Raw genomic sequence first — 21,052 nt, forward strand, 5'->3', positions numbered from 1 at the left:
CGCTGAGGGGTCCTTGCACCATGAGCGCCTGATCGGGCCGCGCCGCCCGGGCGGGCACAGTGCAAGGATCCCTGAGGCCTTGAGGAGGTTCGGGTGCGCGGGTTCAGGCCCTCTTGCGGGGCCGGGGGACAATGGAAGGTGGTCCGCTCACCTGTGGTGCCATTCCGAGTGCATGAGGAGGAGACGACATGGCGGAGCCCACGCCGCGTCGGAACGAACCGCGGCTACGCCCCGCGCCCCTGCTCTTCGAGCCCGCCGAGGCGGCCGGTGATCCGGAGCACTTCTTCGATCTGGAGTCGATCGACGACCCACGGGCGCTGCTGACGCGTGCCACGGAGCTGACGCAGGCGTTCCGGGCGGCGGCCGACCGGGCGATGGAGTTCCAGGCGGTGGCGGCGGCCCAGCTCGCCGACCCGCGCCGGTTCGACCGGCTGACGCCGGCCGACATCGCCGAGCGGGCCGAGTGGACCGAGGACTACGCGAAGAAGATGGTCGAGTTCGGCCGCGATCTGATGCGCGGGGAGGTCGAGGGGCGGGGGCACGCCGACCCCCTGTGAGGCCCGCCGCGAGCCCTGCATGCGCCCCCTGGCATATGCCGGGTGGGCAAGATACCTCTTCCCTGTCCCTCCTGTCACGATTTCCGGCAACCCTGCGGAACCGCCCGCTCACAACGGGTAGACATGGTCGGCATGAGCAGCGCATGGGACGCCCCCTCCACCGAACGGTGCGGCGCCGGCACGGCCGGAGTCACCGCGGACGGTGCCGCCTGGCTGGCCTCGGCCAGGACCTACCCCCGCAGCACGCTGGCCCTGTGGGAGGAGCGGCCGCACGCCCCGGTCGTCCTGCCCTGCGGTTCCGTCTTCGACATCGTGAGCGCGCCCGCGATGTTCGGGCGGCTGATGCTGGACCGGCTGTGGAGCGAGGGGCCGGGCTCCGGGCCGGTGGCCGCGTTCCGCGGACGGACCCTGCTGTTCGCCGCGCCGGGCACGGCACAGCGGCTGCCGTCGCTGCTGGAGTGGGAGGAGTGGAGCGCCGGCGGTCGCCCGGACGGCCGTACCGGCACCGTCCCGCCGCTGCTGTGCCACGGCAACGGGGACGCCGTGACCGTGCCCGCGCTCATCCCCGCGCCGACGGGTGCCGCCACCCGCTGGATGGTCGCCCCGGACACCCGCCACCCCTGGCTGCCGGGCCCCGACATCCTGCTCTGGGCGGCCGTCCGAGCGGCCCGCACGGCGGTGCGGATATCGATTTCTCACCCCGCCGACCAGGGTGCTAAGGTCTACGACGTCAGCAGGCGCCGCTAGCTCAGTTGGTTAGAGCAGCTGACTCTTAATCAGCGGGTCCGGGGTTCGAGTCCCTGGCGGCGCACGACACGGAGAGGCTCCTCGCGGAAGCGAGGGGCCTTTCGCGTGTGCGCGGGACAGAGGGCCGGCCGGGCGCGGACCCGGCCCGCTATCGCGTGATGCGCACCGTCCACGCTCCCGCCGCCGTCCGCCCCTCGACCTCCACCCGTACGTCCTCCCCCGGCACGGTGAAGCTCTCGCCGAGGCCGACCGGGGCGTCCGCGAGGGGCGGGTAGACGGAGTCCTCCCAGCAGGCCTCGGTGCGGGGGTGGGCGTCGATCACCTCGACGGGGCCGCGGCCGGATTCCGCGCCGCTGCGGACGCGGTAGACGAGGATCCCGGCGCGACAGGCCGAGCGGTCGTTGCCGACCGGGCCGCGCGCCTCGAAGGCGAGGGCGCTGCCGGCGCCGGTGCGCACCACCGCGAGCTTGGCGCCGTTGCCGAGCCCGAAGGCCGGCGCGCCCGAGACGCGGGTCGTCGGCACGCCCGGACCGGCGGCCAGCGGCTCCAGCGTCAGCCGGGTCGGCGCCCCCGAGGGCACGCACACCACCTGGCGCGGTTGCAGCCAGCCCAGCTTCCACTTGTGCCAGGCGAACAGGTCGGGGGCCAGCCCGAACTGGCTGCCCATCAGGTCCCAGTCGCCGACGTGCGTGTCCCAGTCGCCCTTGCCGTCGGTGGGCCGGTGGTAGAGGTCGGGCAGGTCGAAGACGTGGCCGGTCTCGTGGGCGAGGACGAGGCGGTCCGGCGGGTGCTGCTCGAAGACCGTGACGACCCGGCGGATGGCGGTGCCGTCGGCGCGCAGCGGGCGTTCCAGGTTGACGACCTTGGTGGCGTCCGAGTCGACGCCGGGGGCGTCCGGGTCGGCGACGAAGTAGACGACGTCGTAGCGGGAGAAGTCGACCCGGCGGTCGGCGACGGCGAGCGCGTCGCGCAGGTAGGCGGCGCGGTCCTCGGCGTTCCAGTCCCGCCGTATGGCGTAGGCGGTGGACGGCTTCGGCATGCGGATCCAGTGGTTCAGCGGATGCGCGCGCAGAGTGAACCTGCCGTAGGAGGCCTGACGGAAGTAGGTGCTGGTGGCCGGGAAGTGGTCGGCGGCGAGTTCGGCGGGTGCGGTCATCGGCTCCCAGTCCGGGAAGGACAGGAAGACCATCACGGCGTCGAGGGTGCGGGCGGGCCGCGGATAGGCGGTGTTCCAGGTGTCCAGGCCCTCGGAGTGGTGGGCGTCGGTGCGCTTGAGGGCGCAGGGCGCGGTGGTGAGGGGCTCCGCGACCGAGGGGCCGCTGATCAGGGAGGTCGCGGCGAGCGCCGAGAGGACGGTGGACACGGCCGCTGTGCTGCGCAGTCGGGGGCGCGGGAGCTGTCGCGGCACGGAGACCTCCGGGAGCGGTTCACGGGACACCGCATCCAGCCTGTGAGGGTTTGTCGCGCTACGCCCTGTTTATCTGCACCAGATGAGTGAGGACGGCCAATCCGGGCATCACTGGTGGGAACCCCCAACACCCGCCGACACCCCCTGACCCCCTCCGACACCCCCGAATACTCACGGAACGTCACAAGTGGTCGACCACCCGCAGAACCGGGCCACGTGCGGGCAGAAACGATCTGTCAGAAGGGTGGGTCGTTCCGGGACACTGTGCAGTGGCTGCGCAAGTCCGGGGCCAGCCTCTATGATCGGCACACTTTGCTGCGCGGACAGGGATCGAGTGCACTGCGGGAGCGAGCGGTGAGCGGAACGTCCGAAGGGCCGACGCCCGCGGCAGACCTCGACGGGTCCGCCGTCACAGAGAGTGACATTCAGGCGCCACCCCGTAGGGACGGGTGGGGTGCCGTCGACGCGGCAGGGGGTACTGACAGCGGGCCGCCGGCCTACCGTTCCGTCTTCGCGGCGGCGCCTCTCGCGATGGCCGTCGTGGACCGCGGAGGCCTGGTCACCGACGCCAACGACGCGCTCGGCGCGATGCTCGGCGGCGGGCCCGCGGGCCTGGTCGGGCGGGTCGCGGCCGACCTGCTGGACCTGGCGTCCGACGCGCGCACCTGGCACGCCTACCGTGAGGTGCTGCGCGGCCGGCAGGCGAAACTGCGCTGTACCCGGCGGCTGAAGCAGCCCGACGGGCGCTCACTGTGGGCGCAGGTCACCGTCGCCCCCCTGACCGGAGAACCGGGCGGCATCCTGCTGTCGGTGGCCGACGTCAGCGCCCAGCGCGACCTTCAGGCCCGGCTGCGCCACCTCCAGATGCACGACCCGGTCACCCGGCTGCCCAACCGCACCCTGTTCTTCGAGCGGGTCTCGGGCGCGCTGGAGGCGGAGGAGTACGAGGAGAGCGGGACCGGCCGGATCGGGCTGTGCTACCTGGACATCGACGGCTTCAAGGCCGTCAACGACACGCTCGGTCACCGGGTCGGCGACCGGCTTCTGGCCGCCGTCGCCGAGCGGCTGACGGTGTGTGCGCAGGAGGCCGGGCGGACCCGGCCGAGCGTGCCGCTGGTGGCACGGCTGGGCGGCGACGAGTTCGCGCTGCTGGTGGAGGACTCCACGGGCACCGAGCAGCTCGCCGACCTCGCCGAGTCGGTGCTGAAGGCGGTGCAGGCGCCGTTCGACCTCGCCGGGCACCGGCTGAACGTGTCGGCGTCGATCGGGGTCGTCGAGCGGCTCGCGGCCGGCACCACCGCGACGGGGCTGATGCAGGCCGCCGACACCACGCTGTACTGGGCGAAGGTGGACGGCAAGGACCGCTGGACCTTGTTCGACCCGGAGCGCAACGCCCATCTGATGACCCGCCAGGCGCTGGCGTCCACGCTGCGGCCCGCCATCGAGCGCGGGGAGTTCCGGCTGGAGTACCAGCCGTTGGTCGGTATGTCGGACGGGCGGCTGCGGGGTGTGGAGGCGCTGGTGCGCTGGGACCACCCGCGGTTCGGGCCGTTGCCGCCGAATCGGTTCGTCGCACTGGCCGAGGAGGACGGCTCGATCGTGCCGCTCGGCCGCTGGGTTCTGGCCACCGCCTGCCGGCAGGCGCGCGACTGGCAGGTGGAGAACCCCGACGAGCCGCCGCTGTTCGTCAGCGTGAACGTGGCGGTGCGTCAGGTGTGGGACTCCGACCTGGTGGCGGACGTGGCGGAGATCCTCGCCGAGACCGGGCTGGCCCCGCAACTGCTCCAGTTGGAGCTGACCGAGTCCGCGGTGATGGGCTCGGCCGGACGTCCCCTCCAGGCCCTGCAGGCGCTCAGCGACATGGGCGTCAACATCGCCATCGACGACTTCGGCACGGGTTACTCCAACCTCGCCTACCTGAGCCGGCTTCCGGTCTCGGTCCTGAAGCTGGACGGCTCCTTCGTACGGGGCTTCCAGTACGAGGGCGCCGGGGCGCCGCCGAACCCGGCCGACCAGGTCGTCGTCGAGGCGATGATCGACCTCGCCCACCGGCTCGGCCTGACCGTCACCGCCGAGTGCGTGGAGACGTCCGCCCAGGCCACGCGGCTGCGCAGCATCGGCTGCGACACGGGCCAGGGCTGGCTCTACTCCCGCCCGGTGACGCCGGACCGCATCTCCGAACTCCTGGGGACGACGGCGTCCTACGCGGTCGGCAACCCGTAGGCGTCGGCCAGCAGTTCGTAGGAGCGCAGGCGCAGCTCGCCCCGGTGGGCGTGGGTGGTGAGCATCAGCTCGTCGGCGCCCGTGCGCTTGTGGAGGTCGTCGAGGCCGGTGCGGACCTCGTCCGGGGTGCCGTGGACGATGTTGGCGGTCCAGGAGTCGACGAACTCGCGTTCCAGCGGGCTGAACCGGTGGGCCTCCGCCTCCTCCGGGGTGGGGAACAGGCCGGGGCGGCCGCTGCGCAGACGGACCATGTTCAGCCCCGTGGCGAGGACCTGGCGGCGGGCCTCGCGCGGGTCGTCGGCAGCGAGGACCGAGACGCCGATGAGGGCGTAGGGCTCGGCGAGGACCTCGGAGGGGCGGAAGTGCTCCCGGTAGAGGTCGAGCGCGGGGATCGTGTTCTGCGCGGAGAAGTGGTGCGCGAAGGCGAAGGGCAGTCCGAGCAGGGCGGCGAGGCGCGCGCTGAAGCCGGAGGAGCCGAGCAGCCAGATCGGCGGGCGGTGGCGGGGCTGGACGCCGCCGGGGGACGTCGACTGGACGGGGCCCGGCACCGCGTGGATACGGCGGTAGGGGTGGCCGTCGGGGAAGTCGTCGTCCAGGAAACGGGTCAGCTCGGCGAGCTGCTCGGGGAAGTCGTCGGCGCCCTCGCCCGGCCGGTCGGTGCGGCGCAGGGCGGCGGCGGTGGCGCCGTCGGTGCCGGGGGCGCGGCCGAGACCGAGGTCGACCCGGCCGGGGGCGAGCGCCTCCAGGGTGCCGAACTGCTCGGCGATCACGAGCGGGGCGTGGTTGGGCAGCATCACGCCGCCGGAGCCGAGACGGATGCGGTCGGTGTGCGCGGCGAGGTGGGCGAGGATCACCGCGGGCGAGGAGGAGGCGACGCCCGGCATCGAGTGGTGCTCGGCGACCCAGTAGCGGTGGAAACCGCGCGCCTCGGCCAGCCGGGCGAGGTCGACGCCGGTGCGCAGCGCGTCGGTGGCGGTACGGCCGGAGCCGACGGTGACCAGGTCCAGCACGGAGAGGGGGGCGGGGGCCGAGCCGTGTGTGACACCTCGTATCCCGTCGTCGGCCGGGTTCGCCCCGGGCGCCGCCCGGTCGGCCGCCCCGTCTGCCGCCTTCCGGTCTGCCGGCTGCTCGTCTGGCGCCACGGTTCCTCCTGATCTCGGCGTGCGATGTCCTCGCACCGCTAACAGGAGGCAGTCCCCGCTTATTCCCGACGCCGACGACGGCGCCGACGCGAGCGGGCAGCGGTCCGGCGTGGCACCGGAGCGAGCAGGCAACGCGGGCCCGGGTCACACCGAAGCAAGCCCAGCAACGCGGGTCCCGGCACACCGGCGCGAGCGAACAGAGCGGCCTGGCGCCCACCCCCGGGACCCCACACCAGCAAGCCACGTGCCCGGCACCGGCACCGGCACCGGCACCTACCAGCCGCGCGCCCCGGTGCCCGTCCCCCCGGCGCGCCCCCGTGTCACACCTGCACGATCGGCTCCCGTGTGAACAGCGCGCCGAGGCCCGGTGCGTTCACCCGGCGGTCGGCCAGCCGCAGCGCCTCCCAGACGGTCACCTGGTTGGCGGTGAGGACCGGCTTGCCGAGCTCCTTCTCCAGGGCGGGCAGGTACGCGGCCGTGTGCAGGGCCGTGTCGGGCAGCAGGACCGCCTGCGCGTCGGGCGTGTCGGCGCCCCGCGCGAGCGCGAACACCTCCTCCTCGCCCCAGGTGCCGACCTCCGCCGCCGTGACGACGCCGGAGCCGCGCAGCCCGCTGACCTCGATCCCGCCGGCCCGCAGGAACTCCGCGAACAGCCGCGCCACGTCGTCCGGGTAGGTGGCGCCGACGGCGACCCGGCCCGCGCCGATCTCCCGGGCGGCGTGCACGAAGGCGAAGGAGGTCGAGGAGGCCGGCATCCCGGCGCTGACGGCCAGGGAGCGCACCTGCTCCTGGGCGCCGTCCCAGCCGTGCACGAAGCCCCCGCTGGTACAGGCCCACACGATCGCCTCCGCGCCGGACAGCCGCAGTTGCTCCACACCCGCCGCCAGCCGTTCGGGCGCGCCCATCTGCCGCAGCGCCTCGACGCGGTGCGCGTCCTCGCCGATGTCCGTGTGGACCAGGTCCACCCGGATGTCACTGCCCAGGAGCTGCTCGATACGGGGGTAGTCGTCCTCGGCCGAGTGGCCCGGGTAGAGGATTCCGAGTGCGGTCATGTCCAGCCTTCCTGCTGCTCTTCCGGCAGTGCGGGGGGCCACTGCCGCGCCCCTCGTCCAGCAGAGCCTGATACGGCCCTACCGCCCGGGTACCCAACCGGCGCAGGGCCGCCCACATGGTGACCTGGTTGGCCGAGATGACCGGTATGCGAAATTCTGCCTCCAGTTGGGGGATCACGTCGTAGGTCGGCAGATTGGTGCAGGAGATGAACAGCGCGTCGGCGTCGGCGGGACGGCGCACCGCCCGCCGCGCCAGGTCGGCGACGGCCCGGTACGGCACCTTCCAGATGTGCCGGGTCAGGCCCATGAACGCGCACCCGGCGACCGTGACGCCCGCCTGCCCGACGTACTCGGCCAGGGCCCGCGTCACCGACTCGGTGTACGGGGTCACCAGCGCCACCCGGCGGACACCGAGCTCCGCCAGCGCCTCCACGAGGGCGCCGGACGTGGTCACGGACGGCACCGCCCCGGCCCGGGTCATCGCCTCGCACATCGCCCTCTCCCCGGCGAGCCCGCCGACGAAGCTGCCGCAGGCGCAGGCGTAGGCGACGGCCTCGGGGGTGACGGCGATCAGGGTGCGGACGGCGTCGCCGAGCGTCTCGTGCTCGCTGACCCGGCGCGCGAGGTCCAGGCTCACCTCGACGGGCACGTAGGGCGTGCGGGTGAGGTGCAGACAGACGTCGTCCGGTGTCCAGCGCCACAGCTCGCGGTCGAGGGCGAAGTCGAAGGGGCCGACGACCCCGAGGCCGCGCTGGGCGCGGGGGCCGCCGAGAAAGGTGACGTCCATGACGGGCACCGCCCTCACCGGGAGACGGGATGGGGCAACGGACCGTGGCGACTGCCGTGTTGACGACGGTAGGTTCGGGTGCGAACGTGGTCAATCCGTGCACGTCAGACGCTTGGTCACGGACGTCGGCCGGCGCACGACGGCCCCGACCCCGTCTGTCCCGCGCGTCCGCCCGAGGAAGGGGCATCCGGATGTCCGCCGTCCCCACGCTCCTGGTCCTCGACGCCGAGCCCCCGCCGCGGCTCGGCAGGCTCACCGGGCGGGTGCGGGTGGTGCACACCGACGAGGCCTCGCTCGCCGCCCGCCTGCCGGAGGCGGACGTGCTGCTGGTGTGGGACTTCGCCTCGCACGCGGTGCGCGCCGCCTGGCCGGGCGAGGGGCCGCGGCCGGGCTGGGTGCACACGGCGAGCGCGGGCGTGGACCATCTGATGTGTCCGGAGCTGGCCGCCTCGGACACGGTGGTGACCAACGCGCGGGGGGTCTTCGACGAGCCGATCGCCGAGTACGTGGCCGCGCTGGTCCTGGCGATGGCGAAGGACCTGCCGCGCACCTGGGACCTCCAGCGGCAGGGCGAGTGGCGCCACCGGGAGGGCCGGCGGGTGGCCGGGACGCGCGCGGTGGTCGTCGGGTCGGGACCGATCGGCCGGGCGATCGCCCGCACGCTGAAGGCGCTCGGGGTGACCACCGCCGTCGTCGGCCGCGTCCCGCGTACCGGCATCCACGGCCCGGAGGACCTCGACCGGCTTCTCGCCCGCGCCGACTGGGTGGTCGCCGCCGCCCCGCTGACCGAGCGGACCCACGGCATGTTCGACCTGCGCCGCTTCGGCGTGATGCAGCCCTCCGCGTGCTTCGTGAACGTCGGCCGGGGACAGCTCGTCGTCGAGGACGCGCTGGTGCAGGCGCTGGAGAAGCGGTGGATCGCGGGCGCGGCGCTGGACGTCCTGACGACCGAACCGCTCCCCGCGGACAGTCCGTTGTGGCGGGTGCCGGGCCTGCTGGTGTCCCCGCACATGAGCGGCGACACGGTCGGCTGGCGGGACGAACTCGGCGCGCAGTTCGTCGAGTTGTTCGAACGGTGGGCGGCCGGCCGGCCGTTGCCGAACGTGGTCGACAAGACCCGCGGGTACGTGCCCGGACACTGACGCCCTGGAGGGTGCATGACGGACCTCACCGACCTCACCGCCGGCCGGCTCCTCGACGGCTACCGCAAGGGCGAGTTCGGCCCCGTCGACGCGACCCGCGCGGCCCTGGAGCGGGCCGAGCGGATCCAACCGCAGGTGAACGCGTTCGTCCGGCTGCTGCCCGAGGAGGCGCTCGCGCAGGCGCACGCCGCGCAGGAGCGGTGGCGGCGCGGGGAGCCGGCCGGGCCGCTGGACGGTGTGCCGGTGACGGTGAAGGACATCCTGCTGCTGAAGGGTCATCCGACGCTGCGCGGCTCCCGGGCGGTCGATCCGCACGGCCGGTGGGACGAGGACGCCCCGTCCGTCGCGCGGCTGCGCGAGGCGGGCGCCGTGTTCCTCGGCAAGACGACGACGCCCGAGTACGGCTGGAAGGCCGTCACCGACTCCCCGCTCACCGGCGTCACCCGCAACCCCCGCGACCCGGCCCGCACGGCGGGCGGCTCCAGCGGCGGCAGTGCGGCCGCCGTGGCACTCGGCGCCGGGCCGCTGTCGCTGGGCACCGACGGCGGGGGCAGCGTCCGCATCCCGGCAGCGTTCTGCGGGATCTTCGGACTGAAACCGACGTACGGGCGGGTGCCGCTCTACCCCGCCAGTGCCTTCGGCACGCTCGCCCACGTCGGGCCGATGACGCGGGACGCGGCGGACGCGGCGCTGCTGCTGGACGTGATCGGGGTGCCCGACTCCCGTGACTGGTCGGCGCTGGGCCCGGCCGGAGGGTCGTTCGCGGCGGCGCTCGGCGCGGGTGTGCGCGGCCTGCGGGTGGCGTACTCGCCGTCGCTGGGCGGCCAGGTCGCGGTACGTCCGGCCGTGGCGTCGGCGGTGCGGCGGGCGGTGGAGCGGCTGGCGGGGCTCGGCGCCTACGTCGAGGAGGCCGACCCCGACTTCAGCGACCCGGTGGACGCCTTCCACACCCTGTGGTTCGCGGGGGCGGCCCGGGTGACCCGGCGTCTGCCGCAGGAGGTGCTCGATCCCGGGCTGCGGGAGATCAGCGCGCAGGGCGCCCGGTCCAGCGCCCTGGACTACCTGGCCGCGGTGGACGTCCGCATGGACCTCGGGCGCCGGATGGGCCGCTTCCACGACACCTACGACCTGCTCCTCACCCCGACCCTGCCGATCACGGCGTTCGAGGCGGGCGCCGAGGTCCCGAGGGGTTCGGGGCACCGGCGCTGGACGGGCTGGACCCCCTTCACCTACCCCTTCAACCTCACCCAGCAGCCCGCGGCGAGCGTCCCGGTGGGCACGGACGACGACGGTCTGCCGGTGGGCCTGCAGATCGTGGCCGCCCGTCACCGCGACGACCTGGTGCTGCGCGCGGCGCACGCCCTCGACGAGACCTCCGGGCGGGCCGGCCCGGCCTGCCACACCGGGCTGTCGGCGTAGTGGTCGTCGTACCGCTCGAGCTGTCACGGCTCACCTGAGCCGTCGCCTCGCCGCGGTACCCGCGCTCCGGGGGCCGGTGGTGGCCGAGGCGGTGCGGGCCCGCGCTTCCCGGTTGTTCCGGTGGGTCAGTTCCCCGGCGGGGCCTCCCTCCGGGAGAACCGCAGGGTCTCCCCCGCCGCGCCCGTGCGCCACAGGTCGTTGCAGGCTTCGGCCATCGCCTCCAGGCCCTCGACGACCTCGCCCCAGACGATGCCGGGGACCCAGCCGACGTCCCCGTTCAGCAGCAGGTTGTTGCGCTCGTAGAAGAGTGCCAGGTCGACGACCGTCGTCCCGGCACGGACCTCGCGGTCGTAGCCGTAGGCGCGGGTTCCCAACTCCGCTCCGGCGAAGGAGAAATAGCAGAGATCTCCTGGAATCGGTGTGACCGTCGGGTTTTCCAGGGGCGGCTCCCGGTCGGCGAACGGCGGGAAAAGCGCGTAGATCTCGTTGCGGGCGTACTTCGCGTGATAGACGTCACCGGCGAGCGGCAGGGCGTTCCAGACGGCGGCGCAGGTGACCGGCGCGCGGTCGTCCAGCAGTTTTGCCGTGCAATGGATTTCCCGCCTGTCCAACGACACGTCGATGTAGCGATCAGCCATGTGTTCCATGGTGCATAACTCCTGTGGTCCCGGGTAGCCGCGCCGCCATGGCTCCACCGAACAGGCACGTCAGACAGAACGCACGCATACCGAAGCCCACACGCCGGTCGCTGCTCGCGGGGGTGGCGGCGCTCGGCGCGGTGGGCGCGACGGGCTGCTCACGCGTGGCCACCGCCTCGTCCACGCCCGGCGGGGAACTGCTCGACCGGCTGCGCGCCCAGGGCGTCGTACGGCTCGGGATCGCCGGTGAGATTCCGTTCGGCTACATCGACAAGAACGGGCATCTCACCGGCGAGGCGCCCGAGTTGGCGAAAGTGATATTCAAGCGGCTCGGGGTCGGCAGGGTGCAGCCGGTGCCCACCGAGTTCGGTTCGCTGATTCCCGGACTGAATTCCCAGCAGTTCGACGTCGTGGCCGCCGGGATGTACGTCAACCCGGAACGCTGCGAGCAGGTGATATTCGCCGATCCCGACTATCAGATGCTGGATTCCTTCATCGTCAGGAAGGGAAATCCCAAGGATCTTCACAGTTATCGGGATGTCGTGGAGAAGAAGGCGCGGTTCGCGACCGGCACGGGATACGCCGAGATCCAGTACGCCGTCGAGGCCGGCTACGAGGAGAGCGACATCCTCATCGTCCCCGACCAGGTCGCCGGTCTGAACGCCGTGGAAGCGGGCCGCGTCGACGTGTTCGCGGGGACGGCGCTGACCACCCGCGAGGTGGTGAAGAAGTCGAGGAAGGCGGAGGCGACCAGGCCCTTCGCCCCGCTCGTCGGCGGCCGACCGCACGTCGACGGGGGCGCATTCGCGTTCCGGCCGACGGAGACCAGGCTGCGGGACGCCTTCAACGTCGAGCTGCGCAAGCTGAAGAAGAGCGGCGAGCTGTTCCGCATCCTCAAGCCCTTCGGGTTCACCGAGGCCGAGATGACCGACCTCACGGCGAAGGAGCTCTGCGGCGGATGACCTCGGGACTGTGGGAACTCGTCCTCCAGGGGGTCTGGACGACCGTCCAACTCCTCGTGTTCAGCGCGGCCCTGGCGGCCGTCGTGTCCTTCGCCGTCGGTGTCGCGCGCACCCACCGGCTGTGGATCGTCCGCTTCCTCGCGGGCTTCTACACCGAGGTGTTCCGCGGCACGTCGGCCCTGGTCATGATCTTCTGGGTGTTCTTCGTGCTGCCGCCCGCCTTCGGCTGGCAGCTGGTGCCGATGTGGGCGGGCACGCTCGCCCTCGGCCTGACCTACGGCGCGTACGGCGCCGAGATCGTGCGCGGCGCGCTGAACGCCGTCGACCCCGCACAGAGGGAGGGCGGCATCGCACTCGGCTTCACGCCCGGGCAGCGGATGCGCAAGATCCTGCTGCCGCAGGCGGTGCCGGAGATGGTCCCGCCCTTCTCCAACCTGCTGATCGAACTGCTGAAGGGCACCGCGCTGGTGTCGGTCATGGGCATGGGCGACCTCGCCTTCAGCGGCAACCTGGTGCGCCTCGCGCTCCAGGAGAGCGCGGAGATCTACACGTACGTCCTGCTCATCTACTTCGTGATCGCCTTCCTGCTGACGCGGGTGATGCGAGGGCTCGAGCACCGTCTGAAGGCAGGTGTGCGATGAACTGGGACTGGAGTGCCGTCGGCGACTTCATGCCGATGTTCCGCGACGGGCTGCTGGTCACCCTGCAGGCACTGGTGCTCGGCTCGCTGATCTCGTTCACGCTGGGGCTGGTGTGGGCGCTGCTGATGCGGGTGCCGACCCGCTGGGTGCAGTGGCCGGTCGGGGTCGTCACGGAGTTCGTCCGCGACACCCCGCTGCTGGTGCAGCTGTTCTTCCTCTTCTACGTGCTGCCCGAGTGGGGCTTCACCCTGTCCGCGATGGTCACCGGTGTCGTCGCGATCGGTCTGCACTACTCGACGTACACGATGCAGGTCTACCGGGCCGGCATCGACGCCGTGCCCGTCGGCCAGTGGGAGGCGGCGACGGCGCTGAACCTGCCGCGGACGAGGACCTGGCGTGCGGTGATCCTGCCGCAGGCGGTCCGCCGGGTCGTGCCGGCGCTCGGCAACTACGTCATCGCGATGCTCAAGGACACGCCGATGCTGATGACGATCACCGTGCTGGAGATGCTGGGCCGCGCGCGGCTCTTCTCCCAGGAGCACTTCCAGTTCACCGAACCGGTCACGGTGATCGGCGTGGCCTTCATCGTGGTCTCCTACCTCGCCTCCCTCCTCCTGCGCACCCTGGAGCGACGCCTTGTCCGTTGACACCAGCAAGATCCCCGCCGCCACCGTCCCCACCGGCACCGAGCTGATCCGCCTGGACCAGGTCACCAAGCGGTTCGGGGACAACACCGTCCTGGACCACCTGGACTTCTGCGTGGAGCCGGGCAAGCACGTCACCCTCATCGGGCCGTCCGGCTCCGGCAAGACGACGATCCTGCGGCTGCTGATGACCCTGACCAAGCCCGACGAGGGCACGATCACCGTCGACGGGCAGCAGCTGTTCCCGGCGCCGGAGAAGCAGGTCCGCGAGGTCCGCAAGAAGATCGGGATGGTGTTCCAGCAGTTCAACCTGTTCCCGAACATGAGCGTGCTGAGGAACCTCACCGAGGCGCCCGTGACCGTGCTCGGCCTGTCCAAGGACGAGGCGGAGGAACGGGCCCGCGAGCTGCTCGACCTGGTGGGCCTCGCCGACAAGTGCGACGCCAAGCCGTCCCGGCTCTCCGGCGGCCAGCAGCAGCGGGTCGCGATCGCGCGGGCACTGGCGATGCGGCCCCAGGTGCTGCTCCTGGACGAGGTGACCTCGGCGCTGGACCCCGAACTCGTCGCCGGCGTCCTCGACGTCCTCAGGGACATCGCCCGCAGCACCGACATCACGATGCTCTGCGTGACCCACGAGATGAACTTCGCCCGGGACATCTCCGACCAGGTACTGATGTTCGACTCCGGGCGGGTCATCGAGTCGGGTCCGCCGGAGAAGATCTTCAGCGCGCCCGAGCAGGAGCGCACCCGGGAGTTCCTCAGCGCGGTCCTGTGACTACGTGAGGTGATCACACGATCACCGCAGGTTGCGGCGGCGGGGAATGCCTTTGGCATATGCCTCCGGGTCGGCGCCGCAGTTGACGGGCTCGGACCCGCACCGGATTCTCGTCAACAAGCCCTCCCCGCCGCCCCCCTGGCCGTTATCGTGGTCGTGATACTCAGCTGCTCGACCCCAGGACTTCAACACGAGGGGGACCGTCATGAGGCTCGAGCCGACCACGCCCAACCACTCCGCCCAGGACGCGCTGCGCGTCCTGGAGACGGTGGCCGGGCACGCCACCGGCGTCACCGACGTCGAACTCGCCCGCCAGACCGGCTTCGGCCCGGAGCGACTGACCCCGCTCCTGCTGATGCTGCGCCGCGAGGGATACGTCGAGCAGATCACCGACGGGGCCTACGTCACCGGGGCCACCCTGGCCCGCCTGGGCTCCGCGCACCACCGCGCACAGGCCCTGCGCGACAAGCTCCAGCACACCCTGGACCGGCTGCGCGACTCCGTCGGCGCCGCTGTCTACATCAGCCGGTACGTCGACGGCGAGATCAGGATCGACCAGTACGCCGACAGCCCGGCCACGCCGGTCGTCAACGAGTGGGTCGACTTCCGCTGCTCGGCCCACGCCACCGCGATCGGCAAGAGCCTGCTGACCCAGCTCGACCACAACGGCCGCCGCGACCACCTCTCCCGGCACAAGATGGCCCGTCTCACCTCGCGCACCATTACCAGCGACAAGCTGCTGCTGTCCCGGCTCGCGGCCCAGCCGCCCACGGTCCCGGTGCTGGACCTCCAGGAGTACGCCGTCGGCACGGTCTGCGCGGCCGTCCCGATCACCGCCGGATCCTCGGTGGGCTGCCTGGCCCTGTCGCTGCCCGTCGAACACGCCCACCGCCTGCGCGAGGCGGCCGACACCCTGAACCGGAACGCGACGCCGGTCCTGCTGTCCCTGGCGATCTGACCGCCGCGCCGCCGCCGTCGACGGTGGTCGGGAGCACCCGCGCGGACCAGGTACTATTTTCTTCGTCGCAGGCCGCCGAGAGGCGGAGGGCGAGAGTCATGCGCCGCTAGCTCAGTTGGTTAGAGCAGCTGACTCTTAATCAGCGGGTCCGGGGTTCGAGTCCCTGGCGGCGCACCAGTGAAGGGCCCCTCGTGGACACGAGGGGCCCTTCGGCGTCCTCACGGGTCAGCAGCCGGTACGCCCCCTCCCCGGGCGGCCGCCACCACACCGGGTCCGCGCAGCGCACGCCCTCACTCCTGAGCAGCGCCCGGTGGATCTTGTGGGTGGCGGTGACCGGCATCCGCTCCACCACCCGCACGAAGCGGGGCGCCATCTTCGTCCCCAGATCCGGCTGGGCGCGCAGGAACGCGGCGAAGGAGTCCGGCTCGAAGTCCCCGACGATCGTCGCCATCACCTGGTCGCCGGTCACCGGGTCCGGCACCGCGTACACGGCGACGGCCACGGCTCCCTCGTACCGGGCGAGGACGGCCTCGATCATCGCGGCGGCCAGGTTCTCCCCGTCGACGCGCAGGCGGTCGTCGGCGCGGCCCGCGAAGTAGAGGAAGCCCTCGGCGTCCCGGCAGAACAGGTCGCCCGTCCAGTACCAGCCGTCCCGGCGCCGCTCCGCCTCCGCCCGCGGGTTGCGCCAGTACCCCTCGAACGGGCTCGGGCCCCGGTTCACCAGCTCCCCGATCGCCTCGTCGCCGTTGAGCAGCCGGCCGGCCGCGTCGAACACGGCCGGCGGGCACTCGGCGCGGGTCCGCGGGTCCAGGACGACGAGCCCGGGTCCCGCGCGGCCGACGGCGCCGGCCGGTGTCCCCGGCGACCACCGGACGGCCGCACCGCCCTCCGAGGAGCCGTACCCCTCCACCAGCCGGACGCCGAACCGCCGCTCGAACGCCGCCGCGTCCTCGGCGCCCGCCTCCGTCCCGAAGCCCAGCCGCAGCCGGTGGTCGCGGTCGTGCGCGGACGGCTCGGTGGCCAGGACGTACTGGATCGCGCGGCCCACGTAGGTGAAGTACGTCGCCCGGTGGCGCCGCACGTCCGCGAGGAAACCGGACGCCGAGAAGCGGCGCCGCAGCGCCACGCCCGCCCCGACGGCCAGCGCGGGCGCCCAGTCGGCGATCACCGCGTTGCCGTGGAACATCGGCATGCAGACGTAGTGCACGTCGTCCGGGGTGACGCCGAACTCCCCGGCCAGGGAACGACCCGCCGCGGCCAGCCGGCCCTGGGTGCACAGCGCGGCCTTCGGGGCGCCGGTCGAACCGGAGGTGAAGCAGAGCAGCAGCCGGTCGGAGGGGGTGGCACGGGAGGGGTCCGGGCGGGCGCCGGCGTAGGGGGCGAGCAGGGCCGCGTACTCCTCGCCGTCCACGACGAGCAGCCGTACACCGGGCAGGTCGAGGCCACGCAGCAGCGGCAGGTGGGTCCGCTCGGTGACCAGCAGACGGCATTCGGTGTGCAGGACGTCCCGGGCGAGTTCGGTGCCCCGGCGGGTCGGGTTGATCCCGGCGACCGCGGCTCCGGCGAGCGCGGCGGCGGACAGCCACAGCGGGAACTCGGGGGTGTTGTCCAGCAGGACCCCGACGTGCGGCGGCCCGTCCGACGGCAACAGGTCCTCGAGCAGCGCCGCACGGGCCGCGGCTTCGGCGGCGACCTGATGATGTGTGAGGACACCGTCCCCGCACCACAGCCCCGCCCGGTGGTCCCCCCAGCGCGCGCAGACGAGTTCGGCGACGGTTCCGGCGGCGGTCCTCATGACCGGGCACGGTAGCTGACGAATCGTCAGATGTGGATGCCTACGGCAGAGGGGCGCCGGCCTCGGAGAGCACCACCTGCGAGGCGACGGCGAAGAGGACGCAGAAGGCGATGCCCGCACCGAGGAAGGCCAGCAGGCATCCCGATTCCGCGAAGAGCCTGCCGCGCGCCGGGGGCCTCGCCGTGGCCCGCTCGGGACGGAGGGCCGGGTAGTGCACGGTGACGAGGTCGCCCTCGACGATCGCGCCCGGGCCGTTCGTCTCCTCGAAGCGGACGGGGCGGCCCTCGCGGGTGGTGAACGCGTAGACGTGGCGCAGGGTGGTACGCACCCTGCCGCCGCCCCCGCTGGTCGTCGTGTACGCCCGCAGACAGCGCGCCTCGGCGGTGAGACCGCCGTCCCAGGCCCGGGTGATCCGCCGGGAGCGGCGGATCACCGTGGACGCGGCGAGGAGCAGGCCGGCGATCACGACCGACGGCACGACGAGAAAGAGGACGTCCATGTGGTTCCCCCGAACGCGAGCGCCGGCCCGGTCGGCCGGTACGGAGGGTACGTACCCGGCCGGCCGGTGCGTCCGCCTCAAGGGAAGCTCTGAGTCTCCGGTGCGTCCGGAGCTCAGAACGTGACGTCGGAGCAGGCGTAGAACGCGTTGCCCGTGTCCGCGACCGTCCAGACCGCGAGGACGACGTGGTGGCCGCTCAGGCCGGTGGGGAGGCGGCCGGTGTGGGAGAGGGTGGACGGGGGGCGCTGGCCGTTGTAGGGGACGGCGAAGAACGGGGTGAGGTCGAGGTCGGAGCGGGCCAGGGCGTGGTTCTGGTTCCATCCCGGGCGGGTGAGGTAGTACCGGAAGTCGGTGGTGGCGTGCATGGCCGTGAACTGCCAGCGGAACGTGTAGCTCTGGCCGCCCGTCACCCTGGTCGTGGGCCAGGCGCCGCCGCCCGGCCTGGTGGGCGCGTCGAGCGCGCCGAACCGGCTGTGTCCGGCGGAACAGATCCGTCCGTCGGCGGGTCCGGCCGCCGGGAAGCCCTTGGCGCCCTCGACGCTCTGCGGCTCCCACTGGATGTCGCCGCAGCCCGTCACCGTGCCGTTCTGGCAGAGCTTCTGCCGGCTGGCGGGAAGGTCGGTGTAGCCGTGGCCGCTCGCACCGCCGGAGGAGAGCACCAGGGCTCCCGCCGTGGTGAGTCCGAGCGCGGTGGCGTACCACGTCGTCTTGTTCTGCGTCTTGGCCTTCGTGCGCATGCTGCCGCTCCTGGTGAACGTGGGGAGTTCGGTGAGCTGTGCGTGCAGGTCTAGACCAAGTTCGAGATTATGGGCGTCCGTTGGACATGTCCATACCGATCGCGGGCCGTGTTCGAGGGGCCGTCAGGGCGTCTGCTCGCCCCGGCCCGCGCAGAACGCCACCGTCAGGTCCTTCACCAGCGCCTTGCGCTCGTAGTCGTCCAGCTCCACCAGTCCGCGCATGGTCAGCCGGGTGACCGTGTCCTCCACCGAGTCCACCACCGACGTCAGCACGGACGCCCGGTGCTGGGCGTCGAGCGCGGCGATACGCCGGCGGTGCATCGCGGCGGCCACCTCGGGCGCGTACTCCACCCGCACCGGCAGCACCGAGTACACCTCCAGGCCGATCACCCCCGCGTCGCGCGCGACCCGCCGGGTCAGCGCCTCCCCCGTCGCCTCCACCCCGCCCCGCACCGAGCCCGGCGTCTCCACCGGGATCCGCGCGAGGGCCGCCTCGACGCACTCGCGCAGATACGCCTCGTGGTCCTCGACCCCGAGCGTGGCCCGCGCGCTGTCCCGCACCCGCCACACCACCTGCGCCACCACCCGCAGCGCGACCCCGTTGCCGTCGGCCGCCGGCATCGCCTCGCTGCGCCAGTGCCGCAGCCGCACGTCGACCCGCCGGCGCAGCAACAGCGGATTCACCCACAGCAGGCCGGTGCGCCGGACCGTGCCCCGGTAGCGGCCGAACAGGTCGAGCACCCACGCCCGCCCGGTCCGGCCCCGCGCCAGCCCGCCGAACCCGAACAGTGCGAGCGCGCCCGCCCCCGCGTACGCCGCCCACTGCGCCGGACCGAGCCCGGCACCGGCGTACGCGGGCAACCCCAGCGCCTGGACCACGAGCGGCGGCAGCACCCCGGCCCACCACGAGGCGGCCAGACAGCCGGCCGCGCCGCAGGCACCCGCGGCCACCCCCGCCGCACCGGGCAGCACCCGGGCGGGACGCTCCACCAGCTCGGGATCGACCTGCGCGAGGGGCCGTGGCTTCGCCGGCGCGGGCCGCCGGAACCGCGGCTGCTCCCCCGTCCCCGTACGGCTGCCGACCACGGCGGGCGCGAGCGGCACGGGCCGCGGCTCGGGTTCGTCGCGGAACAGCAGGTGGACGGGGATCTCGGTGGTCGCCTCGTTCTGGATCAGCCGGGCGGGCCGGAAGGGCCCCTCCGAGTCGGGCGTGGGTGAAGTGGTCGTGTTCGTGCTCATGCGTGCCTCCAGCCTCCGCGCCAGATACGCCATGACAGTGAAGTGAACCGGGGAGAGGGCGGGCCTAGGAGAACAGCCGCCGCCAGGTCTCCGGCCCCGGGTAGCCGTCGGCCGCGCCGCCGCGCCAGCCCTGGGCGCGTTGGAAGGCCTCGACGGCGCGCCGGTCCGCCTCGCCCCACAGCGGCCCGGGACCGTGCGTGTAGTACCTGCCGAACCCCTTCCTGACCAGTTGCATCCCCAGCCGGGTCACGTCGGCGCTGCTCGCCCCGGGCCGGAACGCGTCGCGGCCGGGGTAGGCGGGGACCCCCGGCGCGGGGGCGGGCCAGGCCGGGGCCGGTGCGGGCGGCCTGGGTCCGGCCGGAGTGGCCGCGGGCGGACCGGCCGTCCCCGCCGTGACGTTCCTGCCCTTGCCGCGCGCCAGCAGCGACCAGGTCAGCGGCCCCGGCAGTCCGTCGGCGGCCGGGCCGCGCCAGCCCTGGGCCAGCTGGAACGCCTGGGTGGCCCGCCGGTCGGCCTCCGACCAGCGCGGACCGGGCCCCGAGGCGTAGTACCGCCCGGCCCCGCGCTGGACGAGGAGCCGCCCGAGCAGGGTGACGTACGGGTTGTGCGCGCCGGGCCCGAAGTAGGCCCGCCCGGGGTAGAGGGGCACACCGCCGGAACCGGGAGCCCCGGCACCCGGACTGCCCCAGGAACCCCGGCCGGAACCGTTGTCGAAGCCGCTTCCAAAGCCGTTCCCCGAGCCGTTTCCGGAAGTGGCGCCGGAATCGGCGCCGTCCCAGCCGTCCGACACCCTCGGCTGCTCGTCCGCCCCGTCCGCCCCGTCCGTCTCGTCCGTCTCGTCGATCACACCGTCGTAGCGGTAGGGGACGTACCGGTAGGAATCCCTCCAGTAGGCGTAGGGGGTGACCTGGCGGCGGGTGACCGGGCGGGTCTGCTCGTAGGCGACGTAGGCGGTGTGCGTGTAGTCCGTCCAGCCGCCGAACAGGACGACGTGCGAGCCGTCCTCCGGGTCGGCCGGGTTGTGGAAGAGCAGCATGTCGCCGGGCAGCAGGTCCTCCTTGGAGATCCTGGTGGCGACCTGCCCGAGGCTTCCCGTCCACTCGTTGCCCGGCAGACCCCAGGCCATCGAGACGTAGCCCGAGCAGTCCTGCCGGTACCCGTCGGCCCAGAAGGCGCTCATGCTGTACGGGACCTGCGCCGCGACCCAGATCCCGGCCCGCCGCATGATCTCCGACCGGGTGGTCGGCGGCGCCTTCACCGCGCTCTCCGCGGGGTGCGCGGGCCGCCCGCCCGGACCGTGCAGCGGCGCCTTGCCGCCCTGGGGCGTGCCGGGCTCGTCGCCCGCGGGGACACCCGGCCGGCCGGGGGCCTGCGGGGCGGCGAGAGCGGGTACGGCCTGCCCGGCGCCGAGCGCCGCCGAGGCCGCCGCGGCGACGACGACGGCACGCCGGGCGGCCGGGCGGCCGCCGAACCCACCGAGCCCACCGAGCCCACCGAGCCCACCGAACCGGGAACGCGCGCCGGTCCGCTGCTGGTGGACGCATCCGGGGCAGTCGCAGTCGCTCGCGGGATCGAATTCCTCGAAAACCGGAGCCTTCATGCGATTCCCCTCACACTCCAGATGAAAATGTCCGCGATTGCGCACGTTCGCCAGTCTTTCCCAACCGCTCCGGGTCCGCGCATGCTG

Annotated in this window: 19 protein-coding genes, 2 tRNA genes and 1 pseudogene; 12 read left to right on the forward strand and 10 right to left on the reverse strand. The window is 73.0% G+C overall.

All coding sequences use genetic code 11. From position 1 onward, the window contains the following. Positions 1-188: 188 nt before the first annotated feature. From ACZ4YY_RS26285 to ACZ4YY_RS26295, 3 genes are all read left to right on the forward strand, one after another. The gene (locus ACZ4YY_RS26285; RefSeq protein ID WP_468294924.1) at positions 189-557 is read left to right on the forward strand and encodes a hypothetical protein; all 369 of its coding nucleotides are present in this window, start codon (positions 189-191) and stop codon (positions 555-557) included. 132 nt (positions 558-689) lie between these two features. Further along, positions 690-1,304, forward strand: a complete 615-nt coding sequence (locus ACZ4YY_RS26290; RefSeq protein WP_468294926.1) for a bifunctional DNA primase/polymerase — start codon at positions 690-692, stop codon at positions 1,302-1,304. Beyond that, positions 1,295-1,368 (forward strand) — tRNA-Lys (locus ACZ4YY_RS26295). The genes ACZ4YY_RS26290 and ACZ4YY_RS26295 overlap by 10 nt, the downstream gene beginning before the upstream one ends. 84 nt (positions 1,369-1,452) lie before the next feature. Here the strand turns inward: ACZ4YY_RS26295 and ACZ4YY_RS26300 are convergent. Beyond that, positions 1,453-2,742, reverse strand: coding sequence for a M6 family metalloprotease domain-containing protein (locus ACZ4YY_RS26300; RefSeq protein WP_468294929.1), 1,290 nt, complete (start codon positions 2,740-2,742; stop codon positions 1,453-1,455). A gap of 324 nt (positions 2,743-3,066) precedes the next feature. On the opposite strand from ACZ4YY_RS26300, the gene ACZ4YY_RS26305 reads away from it, so the two are divergent. After that, a complete protein-coding gene (locus ACZ4YY_RS26305) occupies positions 3,067-4,935 on the forward strand; it encodes a putative bifunctional diguanylate cyclase/phosphodiesterase (RefSeq protein ID WP_468294932.1) in 1,869 nt (622 codons plus the stop codon). Here ACZ4YY_RS26305 and ACZ4YY_RS26310 read toward each other — a convergent pair. The 3 genes and pseudogenes from ACZ4YY_RS26310 to ACZ4YY_RS26320 form a co-directional block, all read right to left on the reverse strand. Beyond that, a complete protein-coding gene (locus ACZ4YY_RS26310; protein ID WP_468295492.1) occupies positions 4,914-5,987 on the reverse strand; it encodes an LLM class flavin-dependent oxidoreductase in 1,074 nt (357 codons plus the stop codon). The genes ACZ4YY_RS26305 and ACZ4YY_RS26310 overlap by 22 nt on opposite strands. 410 nt (positions 5,988-6,397) lie before the next feature. Further along, positions 6,398-7,129: a maleate cis-trans isomerase family protein gene (locus ACZ4YY_RS26315; protein WP_468294935.1), complete on the reverse strand. Its 732-nt coding sequence runs from the start codon at positions 7,127-7,129 to the stop codon at positions 6,398-6,400. Next, a pseudogene (locus ACZ4YY_RS26320) lies at positions 7,126-7,916 on the reverse strand (maleate cis-trans isomerase family protein). Before ACZ4YY_RS26320 ends, ACZ4YY_RS26315 begins: the two are co-directional and overlap by 4 nt. 191 nt (positions 7,917-8,107) lie before the next feature. Here ACZ4YY_RS26320 and ACZ4YY_RS26325 point away from each other — a divergent pair. Then, the gene (locus ACZ4YY_RS26325) at positions 8,108-9,058 is read left to right on the forward strand and encodes a D-2-hydroxyacid dehydrogenase (RefSeq protein ID WP_468294938.1); all 951 of its coding nucleotides are present in this window, start codon (positions 8,108-8,110) and stop codon (positions 9,056-9,058) included. Positions 9,059-9,073: 15 nt separating this feature from the next. Continuing rightward, entirely contained in the window at positions 9,074-10,477 is a 1,404-nt protein-coding gene (locus tag ACZ4YY_RS26330) for an amidase (RefSeq protein WP_468294941.1), read from the forward strand. Between the two features lie 125 nt (positions 10,478-10,602). On the opposite strand, the gene ACZ4YY_RS26335 is transcribed toward ACZ4YY_RS26330, so the two are convergent. After that, a complete protein-coding gene (locus ACZ4YY_RS26335; RefSeq protein ID WP_468294944.1) occupies positions 10,603-11,115 on the reverse strand; it encodes a DUF3830 family protein in 513 nt (170 codons plus the stop codon). A 47-nt stretch (positions 11,116-11,162) separates the two neighbouring features. Between ACZ4YY_RS26335 and ehuB the strand changes: the two genes are divergently transcribed. From ehuB to ACZ4YY_RS26365, 6 genes are all read left to right on the forward strand, one after another. Then, the gene (gene ehuB / locus ACZ4YY_RS26340) at positions 11,163-12,077 is read left to right on the forward strand and encodes an ectoine/hydroxyectoine ABC transporter substrate-binding protein EhuB (RefSeq protein WP_468294948.1); all 915 of its coding nucleotides are present in this window, start codon (positions 11,163-11,165) and stop codon (positions 12,075-12,077) included. Then, positions 12,074-12,718 (forward strand): ectoine/hydroxyectoine ABC transporter permease subunit EhuC, encoded by a 645-nt coding sequence (gene ehuC, locus ACZ4YY_RS26345; RefSeq protein ID WP_468294951.1) that lies wholly within the window; start codon positions 12,074-12,076, stop codon positions 12,716-12,718. Before ehuB ends, ehuC begins: the two co-directional genes overlap by 4 nt. Further along, on the forward strand, positions 12,715-13,365 hold the full coding sequence (gene ehuD, locus ACZ4YY_RS26350; protein ID WP_468294954.1) for an ectoine/hydroxyectoine ABC transporter permease subunit EhuD: 651 nt from the start codon (positions 12,715-12,717) through the stop codon (positions 13,363-13,365). Before ehuC ends, ehuD begins: the two co-directional genes overlap by 4 nt. Beyond that, on the forward strand, positions 13,355-14,137 hold the full coding sequence (ehuA, locus tag ACZ4YY_RS26355; RefSeq protein ID WP_468294957.1) for an ectoine/hydroxyectoine ABC transporter ATP-binding protein EhuA: 783 nt from the start codon (positions 13,355-13,357) through the stop codon (positions 14,135-14,137). The genes ehuD and ehuA overlap by 11 nt, the downstream gene beginning before the upstream one ends. 205 nt (positions 14,138-14,342) lie before the next feature. Then, positions 14,343-15,095 carry an IclR family transcriptional regulator gene (locus tag ACZ4YY_RS26360; RefSeq protein WP_468294960.1) on the forward strand — a complete coding sequence of 251 codons (753 nt, stop codon included), beginning with the start codon at positions 14,343-14,345 and terminating at the stop codon, positions 15,093-15,095. A gap of 100 nt (positions 15,096-15,195) precedes the next feature. After that, a tRNA-Lys gene (locus ACZ4YY_RS26365) sits at positions 15,196-15,272 on the forward strand. On the opposite strand, the gene ACZ4YY_RS26370 is transcribed toward ACZ4YY_RS26365, so the two are convergent. The 5 genes from ACZ4YY_RS26370 to ACZ4YY_RS26390 form a co-directional block, all read right to left on the reverse strand. Next, positions 15,235-16,890 (reverse strand): AMP-binding protein, encoded by a 1,656-nt coding sequence (locus ACZ4YY_RS26370; protein WP_468294964.1) that lies wholly within the window; start codon positions 16,888-16,890, stop codon positions 15,235-15,237. The two genes, ACZ4YY_RS26365 and ACZ4YY_RS26370, sit on opposite strands and share 38 nt — an antisense overlap. A gap of 40 nt (positions 16,891-16,930) precedes the next feature. Next, positions 16,931-17,389 (reverse strand): hypothetical protein, encoded by a 459-nt coding sequence (locus tag ACZ4YY_RS26375; protein ID WP_468294967.1) that lies wholly within the window; start codon positions 17,387-17,389, stop codon positions 16,931-16,933. A 113-nt stretch (positions 17,390-17,502) separates the two neighbouring features. After that, positions 17,503-18,126: a lytic polysaccharide monooxygenase auxiliary activity family 9 protein gene (locus ACZ4YY_RS26380; protein WP_468294969.1), complete on the reverse strand. Its 624-nt coding sequence runs from the start codon at positions 18,124-18,126 to the stop codon at positions 17,503-17,505. 123 nt (positions 18,127-18,249) lie between these two features. Next, positions 18,250-19,365 carry an SPFH domain-containing protein gene (locus tag ACZ4YY_RS26385; protein WP_468294972.1) on the reverse strand — a complete coding sequence of 372 codons (1,116 nt, stop codon included), beginning with the start codon at positions 19,363-19,365 and terminating at the stop codon, positions 18,250-18,252. 64 nt (positions 19,366-19,429) lie between these two features. Then, positions 19,430-20,965: a peptidoglycan-binding protein gene (locus ACZ4YY_RS26390; RefSeq protein WP_468294974.1), complete on the reverse strand. Its 1,536-nt coding sequence runs from the start codon at positions 20,963-20,965 to the stop codon at positions 19,430-19,432. Positions 20,966-21,052 lie beyond the last annotated feature (87 nt).

The organism is Streptomyces sp. NPDC030143, from assembly GCF_055573695.1.